General features: G+C 52.8%; 18 protein-coding genes. 11 read left to right on the top strand and 7 right to left on the bottom strand.

Translation table 11 applies throughout. The features are described from left to right. Window positions 1–32: 32 nt before the first annotated feature. The gene (dnaE, locus tag ACYVHB_RS24080; protein ID WP_461054366.1) at window positions 33–3,650 is read right to left on the bottom strand and encodes a DNA polymerase III subunit alpha; all 3,618 of its coding nucleotides are present in this window, start codon (window positions 3,648–3,650) and stop codon (window positions 33–35) included. Window positions 3,651–3,698: 48 nt separating this feature from the next. Between dnaE and ACYVHB_RS24075 the strand changes: the two genes are divergently transcribed. Continuing rightward, window positions 3,699–4,319, top strand: coding sequence for a hypothetical protein (locus ACYVHB_RS24075; RefSeq protein WP_461054365.1), 621 nt, complete (start codon window positions 3,699–3,701; stop codon window positions 4,317–4,319). A gap of 57 nt (window positions 4,320–4,376) precedes the next feature. On the opposite strand, the gene ACYVHB_RS24070 is transcribed toward ACYVHB_RS24075, so the two are convergent. The 4 genes from ACYVHB_RS24070 to ACYVHB_RS24055 form a co-directional block, all read right to left on the bottom strand. Then, window positions 4,377–5,441, bottom strand: coding sequence for a PD-(D/E)XK nuclease family protein (locus ACYVHB_RS24070; RefSeq protein ID WP_461054364.1), 1,065 nt, complete (start codon window positions 5,439–5,441; stop codon window positions 4,377–4,379). 32 nt (window positions 5,442–5,473) lie between these two features. Continuing rightward, the gene (locus ACYVHB_RS24065) at window positions 5,474–5,998 is read right to left on the bottom strand and encodes a hypothetical protein (RefSeq protein ID WP_461054363.1); all 525 of its coding nucleotides are present in this window, start codon (window positions 5,996–5,998) and stop codon (window positions 5,474–5,476) included. Continuing rightward, window positions 5,998–7,269 (bottom strand): asparagine synthetase B, encoded by a 1,272-nt coding sequence (locus ACYVHB_RS24060; RefSeq protein WP_461054362.1) that lies wholly within the window; start codon window positions 7,267–7,269, stop codon window positions 5,998–6,000. The genes ACYVHB_RS24065 and ACYVHB_RS24060 overlap by 1 nt, the downstream gene beginning before the upstream one ends. A 358-nt stretch (window positions 7,270–7,627) precedes the next feature. After that, a complete protein-coding gene (locus ACYVHB_RS24055; protein WP_461054361.1) occupies window positions 7,628–7,825 on the bottom strand; it encodes a hypothetical protein in 198 nt (65 codons plus the stop codon). A gap of 145 nt (window positions 7,826–7,970) precedes the next feature. Between ACYVHB_RS24055 and ACYVHB_RS24050 the strand changes: the two genes are divergently transcribed. The 5 genes from ACYVHB_RS24050 to ACYVHB_RS24030 all read left to right on the top strand — a co-directional run bounded on the left by ACYVHB_RS24050 (window position 7,971) and on the right by ACYVHB_RS24030 (window position 10,978). Continuing rightward, window positions 7,971–8,558, top strand: coding sequence for an RNA polymerase sigma factor (locus tag ACYVHB_RS24050; protein WP_461054360.1), 588 nt, complete (start codon window positions 7,971–7,973; stop codon window positions 8,556–8,558). A 76-nt stretch (window positions 8,559–8,634) separates the two neighbouring features. Then, window positions 8,635–9,654: a S1C family serine protease gene (locus ACYVHB_RS24045; RefSeq protein ID WP_461054359.1), complete on the top strand. Its 1,020-nt coding sequence runs from the start codon at window positions 8,635–8,637 to the stop codon at window positions 9,652–9,654. Window positions 9,655–9,737: 83 nt separating this feature from the next. Further along, the gene (locus ACYVHB_RS24040; protein WP_461054358.1) at window positions 9,738–10,085 is read left to right on the top strand and encodes a hypothetical protein; all 348 of its coding nucleotides are present in this window, start codon (window positions 9,738–9,740) and stop codon (window positions 10,083–10,085) included. Between the two features lie 140 nt (window positions 10,086–10,225). Then, window positions 10,226–10,474 carry a MoaD/ThiS family protein gene (locus ACYVHB_RS24035; RefSeq protein ID WP_461054357.1) on the top strand — a complete coding sequence of 83 codons (249 nt, stop codon included), beginning with the start codon at window positions 10,226–10,228 and terminating at the stop codon, window positions 10,472–10,474. A gap of 93 nt (window positions 10,475–10,567) precedes the next feature. Continuing rightward, window positions 10,568–10,978: a molybdenum cofactor biosynthesis protein MoaE gene (locus tag ACYVHB_RS24030; RefSeq protein ID WP_461054356.1), complete on the top strand. Its 411-nt coding sequence runs from the start codon at window positions 10,568–10,570 to the stop codon at window positions 10,976–10,978. Between the two features lie 81 nt (window positions 10,979–11,059). Here ACYVHB_RS24030 and ACYVHB_RS24025 read toward each other — a convergent pair whose 3' ends face one another. Continuing rightward, window positions 11,060–12,034 (bottom strand): endonuclease/exonuclease/phosphatase family protein, encoded by a 975-nt coding sequence (locus ACYVHB_RS24025; protein ID WP_461054355.1) that lies wholly within the window; start codon window positions 12,032–12,034, stop codon window positions 11,060–11,062. A 333-nt stretch (window positions 12,035–12,367) separates the two neighbouring features. Here ACYVHB_RS24025 and ACYVHB_RS24020 point away from each other — a divergent pair, with 333 nt between their 5' ends. The 5 genes from ACYVHB_RS24020 to ACYVHB_RS24000 all read left to right on the top strand — a co-directional run bounded on the left by ACYVHB_RS24020 (window position 12,368) and on the right by ACYVHB_RS24000 (window position 20,785). Then, window positions 12,368–12,877: a ribosome maturation factor RimP gene (locus tag ACYVHB_RS24020; RefSeq protein ID WP_461054354.1), complete on the top strand. Its 510-nt coding sequence runs from the start codon at window positions 12,368–12,370 to the stop codon at window positions 12,875–12,877. 58 nt (window positions 12,878–12,935) lie between these two features. Continuing rightward, on the top strand, window positions 12,936–14,213 hold the full coding sequence (gene nusA / locus ACYVHB_RS24015) for a transcription termination factor NusA (protein ID WP_461054353.1): 1,278 nt from the start codon (window positions 12,936–12,938) through the stop codon (window positions 14,211–14,213). Window positions 14,214–14,389: 176 nt separating this feature from the next. Next, window positions 14,390–17,800 carry a translation initiation factor IF-2 gene (gene infB / locus ACYVHB_RS24010; RefSeq protein WP_461054352.1) on the top strand — a complete coding sequence of 1,137 codons (3,411 nt, stop codon included), beginning with the start codon at window positions 14,390–14,392 and terminating at the stop codon, window positions 17,798–17,800. Window positions 17,801–17,908: 108 nt separating this feature from the next. Further along, entirely contained in the window at window positions 17,909–18,613 is a 705-nt protein-coding gene (locus ACYVHB_RS24005; protein ID WP_461054351.1) for a metallophosphoesterase, read from the top strand. Window positions 18,614–18,688: 75 nt separating this feature from the next. After that, complete coding sequence (locus ACYVHB_RS24000; RefSeq protein WP_461054350.1) at window positions 18,689–20,785, top strand: BatA domain-containing protein; 2,097 nt, start codon at window positions 18,689–18,691, stop codon at window positions 20,783–20,785. A gap of 48 nt (window positions 20,786–20,833) precedes the next feature. Here the strand turns inward: ACYVHB_RS24000 and ACYVHB_RS23995 are convergent, their stop codons facing one another. Further along, window positions 20,834–22,798: a M1 family aminopeptidase gene (locus ACYVHB_RS23995; RefSeq protein ID WP_461054349.1), complete on the bottom strand. Its 1,965-nt coding sequence runs from the start codon at window positions 22,796–22,798 to the stop codon at window positions 20,834–20,836. Between the last annotated feature and the right edge of the window lie 17 nt (window positions 22,799–22,815).

The following is a 22,815-nucleotide window of genomic DNA, read 5'->3' as shown; positions in this document are numbered from 1 at the left end:
CACGTTGACGGTTTTGCCGGAACGGTGTATCGTTACGCCACCTTGCACGTTACGCCGTTCATGGCTTCCAGCGCCCGCATGAGCGAGTTAACAGGCGAGACTTTCAGCGTTCGCGACTGTAAACTGATGTCGATGCGTTCGTCGTGATCCACCACGTGCAGGTGCAGGGTGCAGGTGCCCGGATGCGCGTTGACGAGGTCGTTAATTTTGCTGATTAACTGGGCGTTCAGCACGTCGAGGGTGAGTGATACGCGGAGTTCTTTGCACATCTTTTCGCGCATCTCGTTCAGTAGCCGGATCGCTGCGGGCTTGAACTCCAGTTGGTCGGAGTTCCACTTGTTCTGGGTTTTGCCCGTGATGTGCAGAAAACGGCCTACGTCGACAAACTGTCCCAGCCGCACGAAATCGTCGCCGAACAAGGCTAATTCGACCGAGGTATTGTAATCCTCCAGTTTGAAGATACAGAAGGGATTACCTGTTTTGGTGATCCTGGTTTGCATAGCCGACACGATTCCGGCCACCTTGATTTCGGGCGTTTTGGTTTCGTACAGCTTGTCCAACGTGCAGTTGCAGAAGCCTTCCATTTCGAGTTTGAATTCGTCTAAGGGGTGACCGGTGATGTAAAAACCCACCACGTCTTTCTCGAATTTCAGCTTCTCGATCTGATTCCATTCCGGCACAATGGGGGCTCTGGGCCGCGCCAGCATGGGTTCGCCACCCGTCAAACTCCCGAACAGCGACTGCTGGGCGGCTGCTTTCTCGGCGTGGTAGTTGTTAGCGTACCGAATGACTTTATCCATGAAGGTCGACGTGTCACCGTCGGCCAGCTCGAAATACTGCGCCCGGTGGTACTCATCGATACTGTCGAAAGCACCGGCGTAGGCCAGCGATTCAAACGTTTTCTTGTTCACCGTCCGCAGGTTTACCCGGATGGCGAACTCGAAAATGTCTTTGAACGGGCCGCCCGCCCGGCGTTCTTCGATGATCGCGTCCACGGCCGCGTCGCCTGCGCCTTTGATACCGCCCATTCCAAACCGAATTTCTCCCTTCTGATTGACGCCAAAAAACCGTTCCGACTCGTTCACGTCCGGCCCCAGCACGGCTAAGTTGAGGTTTTTACATTCCTCCATGAAGAACGTAATCTTGTCGATGGTGCCGAGGCAGCTTGTCAGCACGGCCGCCATATATTCGGAGGTATAGTGCGTCTTGAGCCAGGCCGTTTGGTAAGCCACGAACGCGTAGCAGGTCGAGTGCGATTTGTTGAAGGCGTAGGCGGCAAACGCTTCCCAGTCGGTCCAGACTTTTTCGCAGATTTTGGCGGGCAGTTTGTTGGCGGCCGTGCCCTCCATAAACTTGCCTTTCATCTTGTCCAGCGTGGCTTTGTCTTTCTTGCCCATCGCCTTCCGTAGCACGTCGGCATCGCCTTTGGTGAAGTTGGCGAGCTTCTGCGAGAGCAGCATTAACTGTTCCTGATACACCGTAATGCCGTAAGTATCAGCTAAGTACTCTTCCATTTCGGGCAGGTCGTACTTCACTTCTTCACGGCCGTGTTTGCGGTTGATGTAGTTCGGAATGTAGGCAATGGGGCCGGGGCGGTAGAGGGCGTTCATGGCAATGAGGTCACCGAAGCGGTCGGGCTTCAGGTCTTTCATGTGCTTTTTCATGCCGTCGGATTCAAACTGGAAAATGGCGTTGGTTTCGCCCCGCTGAAACAATTCGTAGCTCTTCGCGTCGTCCAGCGGAATGTCGTCAATGGCAATATCCAGGTCGTGATTTTGCTTAATCAGACGCAGGCATTCCTTGATGATCGTGAGGTTGCGCAGTCCCAGAAAGTCCATCTTGATAACGCCCGCGTCCTCGATAACTTTACCTTCGTACTGCGTGATAATCAGGGCCGTATCTTTGGAGGTTGATACGGGTACAATGTCGGATAAATCGCTGGGGGCGATGATAATTCCGGCCGCGTGCAGGCCCGTGTTGCGAACCGTACCTTCGAGTTTGCGGGCCTGCTTAAGCACCGCCGACACTTTCTCGTAATCCACGATGCGCATGGCCGCAGCCGCGCTCCGGTCGCCCGATTCGAGCGCCCGCATCCGCTTCACGTTTTCTAATTCGTCCGGCTGAATCACGTTCGACAGCCCACCAGGTCCGTCGAGTGGGTCCTCAAAGATGCGCTTCAGCGTCATGTTGTACGTCGGCTTGTCGGGTACGAGCTTCACAATGGCGTTGGCGTCGGGCAGGGGCAGGTCCAGCACGCGGGCCACGTCCTTGATCGACGATTTCGACGCCATCGTGCCATACGTGACAATGGCAGCTACCTGCTGTTTGCCGTATTTCTGCACCACGTAGTCGATCACCTTTTGCCGACCCGCATCGTCAAAGTCGGTGTCAATATCGGGCATCGACTTCCGGTCGGGGTTCAGGAACCGCTCGAACAGCAGGTCGTACTTGATGGGGTCGATGTTGGTGATGCCCGTGCAGTAGGCCACCACCGAACCGGCCGCCGACCCGCGCCCCGGCCCGATCATCACACCCAAATCGCGCCCGGCCTGAATAAAGTCCGACACGATGAGAAAGTACCCGGCGAACCCCATTGTCCGGATAGTAAACAACTCAAAATCAATACGTTCCTGAACGTTTGGCAGAATATCGACGTACCGTTTTTTAGCCCCTTCGTAGGTCAGGTGACGCAGGTATTCCCACTGGTTGAGCACATCGTCCGTATGCTGCTGAAACTCCGTCGGAATCGGGAAGTTGGGCAGCATGATGTCGCGCTTCAGCTTCAGCGTCTCCACCTTGCCAACGATCTCGTTGGTGTTGTCGATGGCTTCGGGCAGGTCATGGAACAGCGTCGTCATCTCCTGCGTGTTCTTGAAATAGAACTGATCGCTGAAGAAGGCAAAGCGGGTATTTTTGGGCATCACGTCGTCGTCGCTGAAGTCTTTCATCGACGGCGTACTCTGCTTTTCGTTTGTATTCACGCACAGCAGAATGTCGTGTGCCACCCAGTCGTCCTGATCGACGTAGTGCGAATCGTTCGACGCGATGATCTTAACGTTGTACTTCCGGGCGAACTTAATCAGGATCTCGTTGGCCTTGATCTGATCGGGAATTTCGTGACGTTGCAGTTCGACGTAATAATCCTCGCCGAAGCGGTCGAGCCACCATTTGAACTCAATCTCGCCCGCTTCCTCACCTTTTTTGAGAATCGTTTTCGGCACGCTGGCTCCAATGCAGCAGGTCGACGCAATCAGCCCTTCCTTATACTGGTCGATCATGGCTTTCGTCACGCGGGGGTACTTGCCATACAACCCCTCCATGTAGCCCAGCGAGCACAGTTTCGACAGGTTTTTATAGCCCGTTGCGTTCTTGGCCAGTAGCAACTGGTGGTAGCGAACGTCCTTGACTTCCTTGGTAAATTGCTTCTTGTGGTGGTCTTCCACGACATAAAACTCACAGCCGACAATGGGTTTAATGCCCTGTTTGCTGGCTTCAGCTACGAACTCGAATACCCCGAACATATTGCCGTGATCGGTAATGGCCACGGCGGGCATGTTGTCGGCTTTGGCCTTCTTAACTAACTTTTTAATGTCGGCTTGCCCATCGAGCAGCGAGTATTGGGTGTGGCAGTGGAGGTGTGAGAATTGCATAGGTTGACCAGATTTCATCGTAAATTTGATGAAAAACCGCGTAACCTGATGGCCTACCCAAACTTTACGCTGGCAAAAGTTTACCGCCAATTTCAACTTAAAGAAAAGCGCGAACGGTTATTCCCTGACGTAGAACACGTTGCCTTGAGCGACTGGCTAAAGCGATCTCTGGAAATCGCGGCCCGGTCAGTGATGTTGACCGAGAAGGCGAAGTCAGAGCGAATCGTGTCGCCGATTCTATTCGAGTTTAAGGAACGTCATCAGGATCTGTTTGAAGTATATTCAGGCTACAACCTGAACGTCGACCCTGACAACGACCTCAACGGCGAGTGCGATTTCCTGATCAGTTTTCAGAGTTCGTACGTCGTGCAGGCTCCCGTTTTCTCACTGGTCGAAGCCGAAAATGACAACATCGAAGTAGGACTTGGGCAGTGCGTGGCGCAGATGCTCGGTGCCCGGCTGTATAATCTGAAGGAAGACCGCGCTGTTCCAGTCATTTATGGGTGCGTGACGACGGGCAAAGACTGGCAGTTTCTGACCCTTCGCGAGCAGTTGGTAACGATTGACACACAGCAGTACTACCTCAATCAACCCGGTGAACTACTCGGCATTTTCGACTGGATGGTGGGGCAGTTGGCCGGTGATGCTCAGCGGACATTGGCTTCGTAATCCAGCGTCGTCATATCAACGTCCCAAAAGGCGGTGGGGAGAGGTTGGGACGATTGGTCATACTTGTTCAGAGACAGCCACCAATTGACGCGCTTTTTTTAAGACTTCTTGGGTTTCAAGCAGTTTTTGAATCGTCTTGTCTAAATCCAGTGTACCATCGGTTTTTGGCAGAAAGACACCATCTGCCTTTTTTGCGATAGTCATAGTCTTGCCAATCTTCGCGTGTTTGGCAGTTGACTCTTCATCAAGTTTCAGTAGTATGCCTGACCAGGTCGATCTAACCTCTTGAGCTTTTGTTTTCCAGTTTTCAGCTTTGTATATCTCGTCAGAGAAGCCAATTTTGTAACACAATCTATCACCTTCTAACTGTAAATAACTCCAGTAGTCACCTTGAGCAGACACTTCAAAATTCCACCAAAATCCAAAGAAGCCGCCCGACGCGTTAGCTACGTAACCCCAGTTTGCTTTATCATCTGTTTCGCTGAATTGCTCGTACAAGCGCATGAAGAGACCACGCCTATCATTGTCATTCCACGCAAACTCTCCGTCAGTTACCGTCAAATTCTTGGTCAGAAACTGACTTACAACCAATTCCATTCTTTCCAAATGCGTTAGAAAGTCAGCGTAGATGGCATTACTTACTGTTTTGTTGCCTTCGCGCAAAAGATCCAAGAAATCCTTACGTAAATATGTTTTGTATTGACCTACATCGAATTTCGATTGGTAGCCAGTTTTGAAATAAATAGGTATGATCTGCTCACTTGAATAACTCTTTGTGGCATTGTCGTAGTACCTTTCTAACTGTCCCGAGTGGTGATCAGTATGAGTCTTATCTTCAACTAAGATAGCCAACTGATCGGGATAGCCTTTGTTAACTTCAATCAAGATGTCCAGCTTTTCAACCTGTCGCCGAACGTTAACGGTTTTGACATTTGCTTGATCGTAATCATGTTTCACTTTGCGGATCATGGAAACAATGAACTCACGCGCTATTTGGTGCAAGTGCGGGTCAGCAGCTTGAAACTTTGGGTCTGCCCATGCGGCTAGCCAGCAGATGAACGCATCTTGTGATAGCTCACTGGTTGCATAAGAGAATAAATTGGGTCGGCCTTGATTTTCCATCGTTGTGTGTCTTGCAATTAGACGCTTAGTTGTCACCGACTCAAAAAATACGCTCGAAACGCCGTCATTTCGCGTTCTTCAACTTCAATGTATTTCCCGAATAGTCTGTCGCCCACCTGCGTCCGTAGGGCTGAGATGCCCGCGTCGATCAGCCGTAGTCCCCGGTCGGTGAGAAATACGTTGTCGTAGCGTTCGCCGGATTGATCGGAAGGGCGTAGAATATCACGATGCACGAATCCGGCCTGATGCAGTTGACGTAGTTCGTCCTCGAAAACGTCCAGGAGAAGTTCGCGTTTGCTTATCTCCAAGCTGCGGAAATCAAGGGGATACAACCGCTCCATGATGAGCATGTCCCAGTCGTGTTCGTCGTCGTAGTCGAGTCGGATGAAGCGCACCAACAAGTCATTGATGCCATTGGCCACTTTTAGCTTTTCGGCCTCAGATCCTATATCAGAGCGCGTATCTCCTCTGAAAACCTTAGCGACTTCCGTGTTGGATAGCGCAACTACCAAATTGTTAGCGCCGTAAGACAGTTGGTTGGGATAGCGGTCAGCCATTATGTCTTGCGCTTCTTTTTGCGGGCTGATGGAAACAGTACGTTGTTCAGAATGAGCCGGTAGCCGGGCGAATGGGGGTGCAGGTTCAGGTCGGTGGGGATGCGCCAGTTGCCGCCCCCACGGGTGCCTTCGGGGTCGTGGCCGCCGTAAAAAGTCCACTGCCCCCGGCCCAGTTCGCCGTAGATGTAGCGGTCTGAGGTTTTGCCCTCGCCCATGACCAGCGCACTCGGCTTAACGGCCGTTTTACGAAATGCGGTCGTCTGCCCAAAAAACTCTTTAATAATCGGTTCGTGGTTCTGCGTCAGCATCGCCGGAATGACGTCCCATTTGGCCGAGAAATTGAACAGCTCAAAGAAACCGGCGGGTTGGTCGTAGCCCCGGCCCCCCGATGAGTTGATATCCGAAAACGTCGAGAAACCCCGGTAGCCATTGTCGCCTTCGAGCGTGAAATTCTCGAACGCCATTGTCTTGCCAAAATCAAGTTTCGACTGCGCGTCCGAGTCCGCACCGTCGCCGTCGTAGCTGCTGCCCACAATGTCAACGCCCTCGGCAGCCAGCGCAATATCGAGGGTTTCGGCGGCCGAGCACATAGCGAACAGATAACCCCCGCCCGCACAGAACGCTTTGATGCCTTTGGCCACGCCTAACTTCATCTGCGAAACTTTTGCATAGCCGTACTTTTTGGCAATGTCCTCCTGCACCTTGATGTCGGCTGCGGTTTGACGGTGCAGGTTGCGGCCAAACTGACCCGTGAAGTCTTCGTGGTGCAGGTGAAGCCAGTCGTACTTGGGCAACTCGCCTTTCAGCACTTCCTCGTCATACACGATCTCATAGGGAATTTCGGCGTAGGTGAGCACCAGCAGCACGGCGTCGGTGTTTTCAAATTCGGCCGGGCTGACTTTCACGGGTGAATACACGATGATTTTGGCGGCCTTCTGGAGCGTCACCACGTCCATATTCAAGTCAGGGTCGGCTAATTGCTGCCTGAGCGACGCGGCTCTGGAATCGGTCAGCGGCTCGAACGAAACGCCCCGAACGCGACACTCCTTCTCGAACGCCGGGGTATGTTTAATCATGAATGAGCCGCCCCGGTAGTTAAGAAGCCAGTCAACGTCTTCCCCGTCTTTCAACACGGCGTAGGCGATACCGTAGGCTTTCAGGTGATTAGCCTGCTGATTATCCATCGGAATAAGAATAGTCCCTGCCTGAGCCTGTCCGGCCCGGCTGATGATGACCCAAAATAGAGCCAGAAACAGGAGTAATCGCTTCATCGTAGTACGAGTTTTTGCCTGACTGTCAAACCAGTAAAGGTTCTGTTCACCTCAACCTAACCCCGCTCCGATTGTTTCGCCTGATTTTTGACAACATGGTTGACGCGCCTGATGCTGGGCTGAGTCAAAAGCGTTGTTATGTCCAGGGTATACTGTTTTATGAACAGGCGACCAACTGACGCCCCTTCGGTAACTACCTTAGTGAGGTATGCCGGTTGTATGCAGCCATTCGGCCGGACGGGGGCGGATCTGACCTCCGCTGGCCGGTCACAAAAAAAGCCCTCCGATTGCTCAGAGGGCTTTTAATACGTTTATAGCGTTGTCGGTATTTTTACCGGCAGTTGTGCCTTAGCTGAAATTACCGGGCGCTATCCGACATCATCGTCGAAGCTGAATCGGTAGCCATCGTCGAATCCGTAGCCATCATCGACGACGAATCGCTCATCGTGGTGGTGGTTTCGGTGGTCGTCTCAGTCGATTCGGATTTCTTCGAACAAGCGGTCGTCAGGGCGATCATGGCCATGAAAAAGAAGGCGGTTTTCGTGATTGCTTTCATAGTTTTGGGATGTTTTTGTTTAAGTGAGATTAATGGAACAATGTCAACGTTAATACCCGATAGGGAAGAAGGTAACCCAACAAATTTTAACTTTTTTTTGGGTTACGTCCGCAACGTTTTTGGTATTAAGTAATGACCCAATGTAATGAAGGAAAGTAAGCGGGCCTTGTTGACCGATCATGAGTTGCTGATGGGCCTGGCCGATGGTTCCGATGATGCACTATCGCAATTGTACCGTCGTTATTTTCCAATGGTGCTGCGTTTTGTGACGAGTAACAGCGGTAGTGAAGACGAAGCCAAGGACATTTATCAGGAAACGCTGATTGTGCTGTATGAAAAGGTTCGCAGTGGATCGTTTGAATTGCAATGCCAGCTTAAGACATACGTGTACTCGGTTAGTCGCCGACTCTGGCTCAAACAGTTAACGCACAAAAGCCGGTTCATGGTCAGCGACACCGAGACGCCCGCTACCGATTCGGCCGCAGTTGGGCAGATGAGCAATGACCTGACGGACCATGAAGAACGCGACCGGCAATTCGATCTGATGGCTGACTCGCTCAACCGGCTCGGTGAGCCTTGCCGGACGTTGCTGGAGGATTTTTACATTCGGCATTTGAGTATGCAGGGTATCACCGAAAAGTTCGGTTATACCAATGCCGATAACGCTAAGACGCAGAAGTATAAATGCCTGATGCGGCTGAAGCGGTTGTTTTTTGCAGAATATAAAGCGTAAAGGAGTTGTATAGTCATAAAGTTGACTGGTCCCGAGCACAAAGACAGTACAACTGATTTAACTACACCCAAAAAGGATGGAAGCGAACGACGATCAATCTATTAACCAGGCGTTGACAGCCTACGGGGAGCGAATTCGTTTCCGGCGCAAACTGGCGGTCATTCAGAGTCAGGTCGACATGGATGCCGTGCGGCAGGAAGCGGATCAGTATCAGTCCGATATGGAGCAGACGGGGCAGATCCGTTCCCTCTGGCGTACGTACCGCACCACACTTGCTGTTGCCGCATCGGTGGCCGTGATTACTACCTTTGGCTCCATTTTCCTGTACCGCTCCTACGTGCAGGGACATCGTCAGCAGGAACAGCAGTACAGCCAGCTAAGTAAGGAGATTCAGGCCGTTAAGTCTTCGCAGAAAAGGCTCATTAGCGACATCACCGGTCGTGGTCGGGCGTTGAATGCCAACCCGGCGCAAGTATCGGGTTCGGGTTTTATGCTCACCCCCGACGGTTACTTCGTGACCAACAATCACATTGTCCGGGATGCCGACTCGGTCTACATTCAGAGTGCCAGGGGGGAGGTGTACAAAGCCCGTCTCGTTCACGCGGATCAGGTTCATGATCTGGCCATTTTACAACTGTGTGACGACAGTGCATTTCGCTCCATGCCGCCGGTTCCGTATAATTTCGACGCCCGAACGTCGGACCTCGGCGAACGGGTGTTTACCCTCGGCTACCCACGTGAAGAGATTGTGTATGGTGAAGGTTACCTCAGTTCGGGAACGGGCTACCGGGGTGACTCGATAGCCTATCAGGTGGCAATCAGCGTAAATCCCGGCAATTCGGGAGGCCCACTCCTCGACGAGAAAGGAAACGTAATTGGCATCATCAGCGGAAAGCAAACGACATCGGAAGGGGTTAGTTTTGCGGTTAAAACCAATTACCTGCTCCAGGCGATCAACGGTATTCCCGCCGATTCACTGAAAGGTCAGCCCTTGCGGTTAAGTCACAAAAACATGCTGGCTAACCTGCCTCGTAAGCAGCAGATCAAGCGCATGCAGGAGTACGTGTATCAAGTGAAGGTGTTCAAGCACAAGTGATTGCAAGCGCCTTACTAACTCAGCCGCAAACAATTCCATCCGTTGCGTGTTTACCACCCGAAACATTCAAACACTCAACTATCATGAAAAAGTTAATGACATTGGCGGCTGCGCTGGCTTTCACTATCGGCGTAACGATTGCACAGGATACTAAAGAGAACGTTAAGGAAACTACTCGTCAGGCAGGCCAAACCGCTGATGCCGCCGCCGACAAGGTAGGTCGCGAGACGAATAAGGCAACCCGGAAAGTGTCAAATGCAGCCGAAAATACGGCTGATGACGTGAAAGATGGTACTAAGCGGGCAGGTCGTAAAGTTTCGAGAGCCGCGAAAAACACCCAAGAAGATGTTAAAGATGGTACGAACCGGTCGCTGGACAAGACAGATCGGAAGTTGAAAAAAGCCGAACGTAAGCTCGATAACTCAAAATAGACGTCGACTCGTTGCCGTCAGATAGTTGGTGCCACTGTTCACAACAGTGGCACTTTTTGGTTTATACGTTACCGCTGTCGAACCCAACGGCGTTGCAGTCGGTTTTTATTCACAAATAACCTCAACTCATCTTGGCTCATATGCATTCGACTATCCCAGTCCTGCTTTTCGGTATCGCCCGCGACCTGACGGGTCAGACCACCGTTTCTATCCCCTTTACCGAAGGAGTCAGTGTTAGCGATTTGCTGAGTCAATTGCACGAACGCTACCCTGCGCTGACCGGCATTCGGTCATTACTAATCGCTGTCAATGGGGAGTATGCCGAATCGGAGCAGCTTCTCACCGATAGAGACGAAATCGCTGTTATTCCACCCGTTAGCGGAGGGTAAAATAAGTAGTCAGTTGGTGAGTCGGTAAGTGAAACCGGTATCAGCATTGACTAACTCGCCAACAGATCAACTGACTAACTGATTGACTGCATTATGATTGCTCTTACTACAGACCCGATTGACGTTGCTTCGGCCCTAACGCATCTTCAGTCGGCGAAGGCGGGTGCCATTGACTTTTTTCTCGGCGTTGTTCGCGATAACACCCAGGACCGCCCCGTTGATCGACTCGATTATGAAGCGTATGACCGGATGGCCCTCAGCGAAATGCAGAAGGTTGTGGCCGATGCTACTGCCCGCTGGCCCGTTTTGCGCTGCGTGGTTATCCACCGGACCGGAACGTTACGCATCGGTGAGATTGCCGTTCTGATCGGCGTTGCTACTGCCCACCGGGCCGACGCCTTCGACGCCTGTCGATACATCATTGACACGATCAAACAGACTGTGCCCATCTGGAAAAAGGAAATTTTCACCGATGGCGAAGTGTGGGTAAACGCGCATCCGTAAGCTAATGAAAAATGGTTAATGTATGATGAACAATGAAGGTCACCACAACTTCATTGTTCGTCATACATTAACCACTTTTCATTACTTCAAGAGGTACGTCCCCACAATTGGGTAGTGATCGGAGTATTTTACCTGATTGATTGTCTCAAAATTGAGAATGGTTAAATTCGGGTCGTAGAATTGGTGGTCGATTCGGATAAAACCCGGCAGGCGGTTGTAGGTAAAGCCAAAGCCCCGCCCCGCATCTTCAAAACTGCTGGGTAAAGCCCGGCGCATTTGCTCGTAAACAACGCTGTATGGCGTGTCGTTGTGATCGCCGGTGACGATTACGGGGAACTCACTCTCCCGAACGTGCCGCAAGACCCGCTGAACCTGCGCCCGCCGTTCGACAAAGCCAAACCGTAAGGCGCTCAGCACTCCGTGGGTCTCTTGCTTAACACCAGTTATTTCATCCTGACTCAGTACCCGGCCCACCCGGATGCCCATCGACTGAAGGTGGACGTTGATGACCCGAACCGTATCGTTACCCACTTTGATGTTGGCCCAGACGATTCCGTTTGCGCCGTCGAATGGTTCACGCCCGGAGTGAATAATGGGATAGATTGAGAAAATAGCCGCGCCAGCGGGTCCCCCCCGGCTGTTAGCCACCTCAGGATGCAGCAGTACCGAATAGCGGTATCCTGCCTGACGAAACCGGCGAATTACGTCGTAGTCGGCAATTTCGGTTGAGGTGTGAAGCTCCTGAATGCATTTAATTGGAGCGTCATAGCGCAGTACGTAGTTGATGGTTCGCCGAACGCGGGGCGAACTGCCGTAGTGCTGCCAATAATTTTCCAAACCAAATGACAGGACATTGTAGCTAAAAACTTTCAGCGGTATGCTCCCCTGTAATCGTTCATCGGGGTTATGCCAGGTGAACGTACGCGAACCCAGTAAGACAACACCAAGCAGCAGCGTCGTCGCCGATAGCCAGCTCCGCCAGGGACGCGATACCAGCCAGAGTAATACCAGTACTATATTCAGCAGCCACGCAACCGGTATGGTAATTGTAATCATACCTGCCAACCAGTGTTCAGTGGGTAGTTTATAAACCAGCCAGTAACCCAACAGCGTGTAGACAACCAGTACTAAGTTGACTGACCACAACAACGACCGAAAAAAGAAAGAAATCAACTGGCCAATTCGTGCCCGTATCGCCATACCGTTGTCATCGAGCGGGAAAGACGCCCCGTTCCGGGCCAAAACTAAGGCATAATGGCTGGAAAGCCCGCATCGGGTTCAGTAGGCGAGCTTGCGATGAGACAGGAATGTATTATCTTTGTGGTACGAAAACTGTATGGCGTTGCTGAAAAAAGGGAGTCGAACTCCCTTTTTTGTTTTCCCGGCCTCATGGACGATAAAGCACAACTTACTGAATGGCTTCAGCCGTATTTGAACAATGATCAACTGTATATTGTTGATCTTCAAATAGTTGGACGGCAGGGTGGTCGAATTAAAGTCACTATTCTGTTAGACAGCGATACGGGTATTACTATTGAGGAATGTGCCCAAATCAGTCGTCGGTTGGGTAGTCAGATGGATGAGTTGAATTTTTTTGGCGAATTCCCATTTACGCTCGAAATTTCGTCGCCGGGCGTCGATTTTCCACTGACATTCAAGCGGCAGTACGTCCGCAATGTTGGTCGTCAGTTAACGGTTACGCTGGTGGATGGGGGAACTCGCAAAGGTCGTCTGGAAACGGTGGCTGAAGATCATATTGTACTCGATATTCAACCGGAGAAAACATCGAAGACCAAAAAGAAGAAAGAAGCCTTGCTGACTGCTGAAGTCCCGGTTGGCCCTACGCCAATCTCCTTCGCGCAGATTAAGAAAGCCTCCGTAGACGTAGTATTCAAATAAGTTTGCGACCTCATGTTTTCAGTTGATTCATGGCGGTGCGCTGTAACACCAACAACCAATGAGCCCAGCACTAAAGCCCGACCCTAAAACGACAACCAGTGCCTTACTGATTGAATCGTTTGCCGATTTTGCCCGGTCGAAAAATATTGACCGGCCAACCATGATTGCTATTCTGGAGGAAGTCTTCCGGACAATGATTCGTAAAAAATACAGCACCGACGAAAATTTCGATGTTATCATCAACGCCGAAAGCGGTGATCTGGAGATGTGGCGGACGCGCGAAATTGTGGACGACGATTCGGAAGATATCTGGGACTACGATAAAATTCCCCTTGCCGAAGCCCGGAAAATTCAGGACGACTTCGAGGTAGGCGAGCAAGTGGCTGAGGAAGTTAAGCTGGACGACTTTGGCCGTCGGGTGGTGCAAACCGCCCGCCAGACGCTGATCCAGAAGATAAAGGACATGGAGAAAGAACTCCTTTATCAAAAATATAAAGACCAGGTTGGCGATCTGGTTTCGGCCGAAGTTTACCAGTTGCTCAAGCACGAAATCATTCTGGTCGATACGGAGAATAACGAGTTGAGCATTCCCCGCACGGAGCAGATTCCGAAAGACCGGTATCGGAAAGGTGAGTCGATAAAAGCCGTAATCAGCCGCGTCGAGATGGTCAACGGTACGCCTAAAATCGTACTGTCGCGCACATCGCCCGTATTTTTAGAGCGTTTGTTTGAGATTGAAGTGCCGGAAATATACGACGGTCTGATTTCGATTCGCAGGATCGTTCGGGAGCCGGGCGAGCGGGCCAAAGTAGCCGTTGAATCCTATGATGACCGCATTGACCCCGTTGGTGCATGCGTAGGCATGAAAGGATCACGGATTCACGGTATTGTTCGGGAGTTGGGCAACGAGAACATCGACGTTATCAACTACACCGAAAATCTGGAGTTGCTCATCAGCCGTGCTCTCAGCCCGGCTAAGGTGAGTTCGATGACAATCGACCACGAAGCCAAGCGCGTATCGGTGTTTCTTAAACCCGATCAGGTGTCGCTGGCAATTGGAAAGGGTGGCCAGAACATTAAACTCGCCGGTCGGTTAGTTGACATGGAAATTGACGTGTTCCGCGACAATGAAGGTCAGGAAGATGATGAAGACGTTGACCTGATGGAGTTCTCCGATGAAATTGATTCGTGGATGATTCAGGAACTGCGGAAGGTGGGTCTCGACACGGCCAAGAGTGTGCTGGCGCTCAGCAAAGAAGAACTTGTTCGGCGCACCGATCTCGAAGAAGATACGGTAGAAGAAGTGCTGAACATACTGAAGCAGGAGTTTGAGTGATACTGAATGAAAATCGGGGCCGCCCGTGCGGTAAAATGGATAATGCTATCAATCGCAAATCATTATCCATTTTACATTATTCATTATCCATTCAATTAGTGAGGGATTTTTATTGCTGCGAGTGTTGTTCATCCTATATCAACAACCAGTAGATTTGCCGATTATAGATCGAACATATGGCAGAAGATAAGTCAATGCGCCTAAGCCAAGTGGCAAAAATCCTCAACAAAGGGCTTTCCTCTGTTGCGGGTAGTCTGTCTGCCAAAGGGTTTAAGGTTGAAGTTAACCCTAATACCAAAATCAGTACCGAACAACTGGAGGTATTAGCGAAGGAGTATAAATCTACGGAACTCCTGAACGGAGCTCGCCGGGCTGAACCCTCAGTTGCAGTTGCCGAGCCACCGCGTCGTCAGGAGGAGGATGTCGTGATGTACCGTCGTGATGACGCCAGACGTCCAATTGTCGATACTAAACCGGAGGCCCCCCGTACGGAAACGGCGCGGACAGACGCCCCAGCCCCGGTCAATCCAAAACCAGCTCCGCAGACGGCTCCCACCGGCCTGCCGGGCCTGACGGTTTTGGGTAAAATTGATTTGAACCCTAAACCGGCTCCACAACCCGTTCCGGTAGCGAAAGCGCCGGTTCCGCAGGATGTGAAGCCAGCCGAGGTTTCCCCAACGGAGCCACCAAAGCCCGCTGTCGTGCAGCCCCCCCGGTCAGAAGGTCACACGACCCCTGATGTGGTAGGTTCGCCCAGCCGGCCAGAAATCCCGGTCAACCGAAACGACACGCCTGTTAGTCCGGTGGAGGTTCCCAAACCAATGCCGCCCATTGAGGCTAAACCGGTTCAGGCCGATTTGCCCAAAGCAGACATACCGAAACCGGAAACACCAAAGCCGGTCGTAGCTGGGCCGCCTGTTACTCCCGCACCGGTTGTGGCTACTCAGCCCACAGTACGTCAGGAGACACCTTCTACTCCAGCACCTAAACCGGCTGCACCAGTAGTCGATCAGCCCGTTGCACCCAGGTTGGAGCACAACAGCGTTGACCCTAAGCCGGTGGCTGAAGCGGTCCCTCAATCCCCGGCGGAGCCAGCCGAGCCGACTGTTGAATCGGTAACGATTCGGGCAGCGGGTAGCCACCAGTTAGGTGGGCTGAAAATACTTGGTAAAATTGAACTGCCTGTCAACAACCCACGTCAGGGTAATGGGGGCGGCAGTAACGCCGATAAAAAGAAACGCAAACGCATTCGGGGTGGTCGTGAGGGCGCCGTGGGCAGTACCAACCAACCGGCTCAGGGTGGTAACGGACAACCGCAGGGTCAGGGTTCTGCAAACCCCCGTGGGCCACGCGATGGCCAGGGTGACCGTGGTCCCGTTAACCGGGTTCAGGGCGACCGGCCAGCGGGCGACCGCAATCAAACCGGCGGTCAGCGCGATGTGAACCGATCCGCTGGTGCGGGGCAAACTCCTCCCGGTAACGGTAACGCGAATGCAACCCCAATCAATCGTCCTGCCGGTACCGGCGCGGCTGGCACTAATGCCAACCGGGGCGGCACGGGTAACTCGGCCAATAACCGCTCAGGCGGTGGAAACCGACCGGGCGGTGGCACCGGCACTGGTAATACCAATGCTAACCGGGGTGGTAGCAGCGCCAACCGGGGTGGTCGCCGGGAAACACCCACGCAGGCCGACGTTAAAAAATCGATTCAGCAGACAAATGCCCGCATGTCGGGTAATACGCCCAACCGGGGTGCCGACCGTCGACGCGACCGCCGGAGTCAGCGGGAAGAGGACCGCCGGTTGATGACCGAGCAGGAAGAGCTCGAATCGAAAATACTCAAAGTGACCGAGTTTGTATCGGCGAACGATTTGGCGTCGCTGATGGACGTATCCATCAACGAGGTAATTTCGGTTTGTTTAAACCTGGGTATGTTCGTTTCGATCAACCAGCGATTAGACGCCGAAGCGATCACGGTTATTGCCGACGAATTTGGCTACGATGTTCAGTTTATATCGGCCGAAGACGAGACCGAAGCGGGTATTGACGTTGTGGCCGATGAGCCGGATGAATTACAGCACCGTGCTCCGATTGTCACGATCATGGGTCACGTTGACCACGGCAAAACGTCGCTGCTCGACTACATTCGCCGGGCCAAAGTGGCGGCTGGCGAAGCGGGTGGTATCACGCAGCACATTGGTGCCTACAGCGTGAAAACTAATGACAACCGGATGATTACGTTCCTCGATACACCGGGTCACGAAGCTTTTACGGCCATGCGTGCCCGTGGGGCAAAAGTCACCGACGTCGTTATTATCGTGATTGCGGCCGACGACAGCATCATGCCCCAGACCCGCGAAGCCATCAACCACGCGCAGGTGGCGGGTGTTCCCATCGTGTTTGCCTTCTCGAAAGTAGATAAGGCAGGAGCAGACGCTGAGAAAATCCGGCAGGAACTGGCCTCCATGAACATGCTCGTTGAAGAGTGGGGGGGTAAGTACCAGGCGCAGGAAATCTCGTCGAAGTCGGGTATGGGTGTTGACGATCTGCTCGAAAAAGTGCTTCTCGAAGCCGAGTTAATGGAACTGAAGGCTAACCCGGATCGCCGGGCGCTGGGGACTGTTATCGAAGCCTCGCTCGACAAAGGCCGGGGCTACGTATCGACCGTTCTGGTTGAGAATGGCACCCTGCGCCAGGGCGATATTATGCTCGTTGGTGCGCACTACGGTCGCATCCGGGCCATGACCAATGACCGGGGCGAACGCATTAAAGAAGCGGGCCCGGCCCAGCCCGTGCAGATTCTGGGCTTGCCGGGTGCTCCGCAGGCGGGGGACAAGTTCAACGTGATGGAAACGGAGCGCGAAGCTCGCGAAATTGCGAATAAACGGGAACAGTTGCTGCGTGAGCAGACACTTCGGACCCGCAAGCACATCACGCTTGAAGAAATCGGTCGCCGGAAGGCAATCGGTACCTTTAAAGAATTGAACGTGATTGTGAAAGGTGACGTGGACGGTTCGGTTGAAGCCCTGTCAGATTCGCTGCTACAGCTATCGACGGAAGAGATTCAGGTGAATATCATTCACAAAGCCGTTGGACAGATCTCGGAATCGGACGTATTGCTGGCGTCAGCTTCGGATGCCGTTGTTGTTGGTTTCCAGGTACGGCCGTCGGCGAGTGCCCGGAAACTGGCCGATCAGGAGCAAATCGAACTCCGGTTCTACTCAATCATCTACGACGCGATTAATGAAATCAAGGACGCCATGGAAGGCCTGCTGGCCCCAACTGTGGAAGAAGTGATTGTTGGTAACGTTGAGGTGCGGGATGTGTTCAAAATCACTAAAGTTGGTACGGTGGCCGGTTGCTACGTAACCGAGGGTAACCTCAAACGGAACAATAAAATCCGGATTATCCGTGACTTTATTGTCATTCATACTGGCGAAATCAGTGCGCTGAAACGCTTTAAAGACGATGTTAGCGAGGTGAAGTTTGGCTACGAATGTGGATTGAGCATCAAGAACTTCAACGATATTGAAGTGGGCGACGTTATTGAAAGCTTCGAGTTGAAAGAAGTGAAGCGGACGCTTTAATAAGTAAATAATTCAGCGGTTTAGCGTCCTTGAATCAGAAATGTAAGGCCCCAATCAGACAAACTGATTGGGGCCTTTTTTGTATCTTAGCAGGTAAATGAATACTGAATGAAACTTCTTACCATCAGCGATTTACACGGCAGAACTGTGTGGAAAGACGTCGATTTCTCAAGTTACGACCGCGTTATTTTCCTGGGCGACTACACGGATAGTTTCGTTTTTGATGATAATGCCATCCTGACTAATCTTAGCGAAATCATTCAGCATAAACGCCGGGAGCCAAGCAAATTTGTCTTGCTTATTGGCAATCATGACGCCCAGTATCTGCACTTTCCGTACTACCGATGTTCCGGCTTTCGTGCGTGGTCGCAACCAACCTTGAGTGCCTTATTTACCGAACACGAACACCTGTTTCAGATCGCTCATCAGGAAGGACTTTATCTGTTCACGCACGCGGGCGTAAGTCGTCAATGGTTTGCCCGGTTGCTTGCCAAAACACAGCCCGATGAGCATCCTGTTACGCCTGCCGTCAACGTAGCTAACCTACTCAACGACGTGCATCGGCAGTCACTCCGGTTCAGGAACCTCTTGTTTGAAGTCGGGCCAAAACGGGGTGGTATGGACTCGTTCAGCGGGCCGGTTTGGGCCGACCGAGATGAAACCCGTACCGACTTTTTGCCGGGCTTTCATCAGATTGTTGGTCACACGCCCATCGACGACATTACCACCTACGGCGACGAATCCGGCTCGATTACGTATACCGATGTGCTGGAAAAACAGAAGCGATTTTACGAAATCATAATCCCTGATTAACTTCGACGCCGGAGAGAAACCAAAGACCTGCGCCGGGTCGTTAGTAAAGCACGTACGTTCGTCGAAATCCCCTGAATGAATTTCCTGTATCCCTCATTTCTGTTTGGTTTGCTGGCCATATCAGTGCCAATTACCATTCACTTATTCAATTTTCGCCGGACGCGCCGGGTGTTTTTCACGAACGTGGCGCTGCTGCGTACTGTACAAACCGAAACCAAATCGTTTCGTCGGCTGAAGCACTGGCTCATTCTGGCGTGCCGGTGCCTTTTTCTGGCGTGTCTGGTCTTGGCTTTTGCGCAGCCATTCATTCCAAGCAAAAACAAATTAGGGCTGTCGAGGCAGGGTGTTACGAGCTTTTACGTCGACAACTCGTATAGTATGCAGAACGAGCGAAATGAAAAACGCTACCTCGATGTGGCTACCAGTAAACTGGATGAGCTGCTGACGCTGTTTCGTAATGCTACGTCGCTGCAACTGCTTACCAACGATTTTTCGGCGGCTGAGCAACAGGCAGGCACGTCGGAATCGGTTCGTGACCGCGTAACCGCCGTCCGGTTCGCCCACACACCCCGGACCCTCGAAACGGTTTACCGGCGGCAGCGCAACTTGCTCAGTTCACTCAATCCGGGTGGACGAAATCAGCTTTTCTGGTTTTCAGACTTTCAGAAAAGTACCGTCGGCGACTTATCCCGGCTTAAAATAGATACTACTGACCGGCTGTTTATTGTGCCGCTGGAAGCGCAGCCTACCCGCAACATTTACGTCGATTCGGTCTGGCTTAGCACGCCGTTCATTCGCGAAATGCAAAACAACAGCCTGAACGTCAGGCTAACCAACGGTGGACGTGAGAACGTCAAAAACCTTCCCGTCAGATTGTATCTGGATGATGCACAAACGTCCACGGCGTCGGCAACAATTCCGCCCGGCGGTTCGTCCGGGGCCACCGTGTCGCTCAACTTTAACGTTACCACTAAGGGCTACCACCGGGGCCGGATCGTATTTGAGGATTTTCCGATAACGTTCGATAATCAATATTTCTTTGTGATCGAAGCGTCGCCCGCTGTTCGGGTATTGCACTTGTTTGGCCAGAAGTCGCCGACGGATTATGTGCAGACGGTGTACGCTAACGACAGCTTGTTTGTTCGGCGGAGCTTCAACGCCCAAAACTTTGATGTTGGGCAGTTAAAGGAAACAGACCTGATTGTGCTGGAGGGTGTTAGCCAGATAAACGGCACGTTGCGGACCGAACTGGAACGCTTTGTTCGTCAGGGCGGTAGTTTGACGGTTATTCCCCCTGTCAATCCTGACCTGGCCTCCTACGGCCCATTTCTAAATGCGCTGGGCGTGGGTGGTCTACAGACGATTCCCCAAACCGCTGGCACCGCGCCCTCGCCCGTCCCCGTTGCCGACCCCGACCGGCGTAACCCTTTCTTCAGCGATGTATTCCAGCAGAGTTACCAGTCGGAGTCGCTCAACATGCCATCGGCCGCGCCGGTTTGGCGCTGGAACGCAGGTGATCGACTGTTGACGCTACGCGACGGTAGCCCAATGCTGACGCAGTCGCGAACGGGTGGTGGTAGGGGTGCGCCGGGCCGGGTATATGTGCTGGCAAGTCCACTGGCGAGTGAGTATGGTAACCTGGCCGAACACGCGCTGTTTGTGCCGGTCATGTATAAAATGGCCGCCCTGAGCATTCGGGCGCAACGCGCGGCCTACTCCTTCGACGACAACCTGATAACGGTGCCGGTGAATGACCCGTCGGAGAGGGCCGTGTATAAATTGAAGCGGGGTAAATTGGAAATTATTCCCGTACAGCGGATTGTGAACAACCAGTTGCTGCTCGAAATACCCAAAAGTAACGAGTTGGCCGCCGGGCAGGAAGTCGAAGCAGGCTACTACGAATTACAAAACGGGCAAGGCAAAACCGAGCGGCTGCTGGCGTTTAATCATGGTAACCAGGAATCGGCGATGGATTTTTATTCGGCCGACGAGCTGCGCCGGGCCTTTGCCAGCCAATCCAATGTGGAAGTTTTTGACAGCGTTCAGGACGGTGATTTTGTGCAGGTGCTGGAGCAGGAAAATTTAGGCAGAAGTTTATGGAAATACTTCCTGCTGGCCGCATTGGCGTTTCTACTGCTGGAAGCTGTATTGGTCCGGTTTATGAAGGGATAACCGGCCGGATGGTGCCAGGCCTGCTCTGACTAACTACGAAACGAACGGCTACCGGACCAGAACTACCCGGCTTTGTGACTCGTCTGGGGTTTGCACCGTCAGCGTGTAGTGACCGGCGGGTAGTCCGTGCAGATTGAAAGTTCGGGTGTGGCTGCCAGGTGCAAGACTGCGTTCGCCCAATGTCCTGACCCGCTGACCAGTCAGGTTGGTCAACTGTAGCGTCGTAGAACCCGTTTTTGCAGTCGTAAAATCAACAGTCAGTGCGTCCGTTGCTGGGTTGGGATAAACGCGCAATGAACGCTGTACTGGTTCTGCCACGGCCGTGACGACAAGCGTCGTTGACTCTACCGTTTTCAGAATCCGGTTGTCAGGGTCGACAACAACCCCCGTTACAGGTCCCCGCGTAGGCAGCGTAAATGTCTGGTCGGCTCGGTCGTTCAGCACCGTAACGGTTGTATCGCCCGTTGCCGACTGCACCCGAATTTGCACGGGCATTGTGAACGACGTCGGATTAGAAGCAACGGTATTGCGTTGCTCCAGCCGAACCGTTGCGGTGTTGGCGGATGCACCACCCGTAACCGATGTCCGGTACGTTGGGTACCCTTCGCCATAAATCCACTGCCTGAAGAAATTACTTAAGTCTTGTCCGGATACTTGCTGGGCTACGGCCTGAAAATCTTCCGTTACGGCTGTGCCATAGGCCACGGCTGGGCTGGCGGTATACGCACGCAGAATGCGGAAAAACGTACTATCGCCCACCACGCCCCGGAGCATGTGCAGTACCGTAGCGCCCTTAGCATACGTGCGGTCGCTGTTGAAGATCGTGTTCACGTTCGATATATCCTGGACGTAGAGACTGCCCCGCGCATTCCGGGCACGGTTCAGAAAACCGCTCATGGTGATGGTGTAACCGGCCGGGCCATTGGCAGCTTCATTATACACCGCTTCGGCATAGGATGCGAACCCCTCATTGAGCCAGATGTTCTGCCAGTCGCGGCAGGTAATTTTGTCGCCAAACCACTGGTGCGCCAGTTCGTGCGCAATGAGGCCGGTGCTCCAGGCACCCATCGACGAAATGGTTTGATGCTCCATACCCCCGCCCCAGCCAAACTGCGCATGGCCGTACTTTTCGCGCAGGAATGGGTACGGCCCAAACCGGTCTGAGAAGATGCGCAGCATGTCGGTCGTGCGGTCGAGGTTGGCGCGGATGCCCGGTAATGTTTCGGGGTAGACGTAGTGCGTAACGGGCATGGTGCGACCGCCGTAGGCAAAGGGCGTATCGTACTGCTCGTAGTTCGACATCGCTACCGAGATCAGGTAGTGCGCGATTGGGTAGCTGTTACGCCACTGGTAGGTACGGGAGTTGAGGTTGCCGGTCGTGCTGACGAGTACGCCGTTTGAGACCGAAACAAACTGCGCCGGGGCTGTAATGCTGACCGCCGACGAGTCGGCTTTGTCGGCGGGACTATCCTTGCAGGGAAACCAGTCGCTGGCTCCGTAGGGTTCGCTCAAACTCCAGATCACGGGTGCGTTGGCTGGCCCGTGCGTTGAAAAGGCAAAACTGCCAAACCCGCTCTGACTGGCCGGATTGCCCTGATAATGGACCGTCAGCGTCAAGGCCTGTCCGGTGCTGAGTGGCTGCGGGGGCGTGATGCTGACGCGGTCCGTTATCCGCACAAACGTCAGCCGTTGCCCGGCACTCGTGACCGAATCAACGGTTAATTGAGGTTTAACATCAAGAAAAAAAGCATTAAGATTGGCAACTCTGCTCTTGAGTGCAATCGTTGCAGCTCCGCGCAGGTAGTTAGGCGTGTGGGTCAGGCGCAGGTCGAGACCATAGTACGTAACGTCGATGGTGGTGTCGCCGGTATACGCTAACCGTGCTCTTGGATTCGCTGCCAGGCGACCCATGGCGCGTACCTTACCCTCCTGACATAGTTGCCCACCATCGGTATCCAACTGGGCATTGGCCCACAAAGGCAACAGGACAAAACACAGGTAAAGAAATTTCATAACGTCTACGTATGGAC

The sequence above is a fragment of the Spirosoma arcticum genome (genome assembly GCF_054779955.1).
Note: the sequence above shows the minus strand (reverse complement) of the source record. Positions and strands in the feature narration are given on the sequence as shown.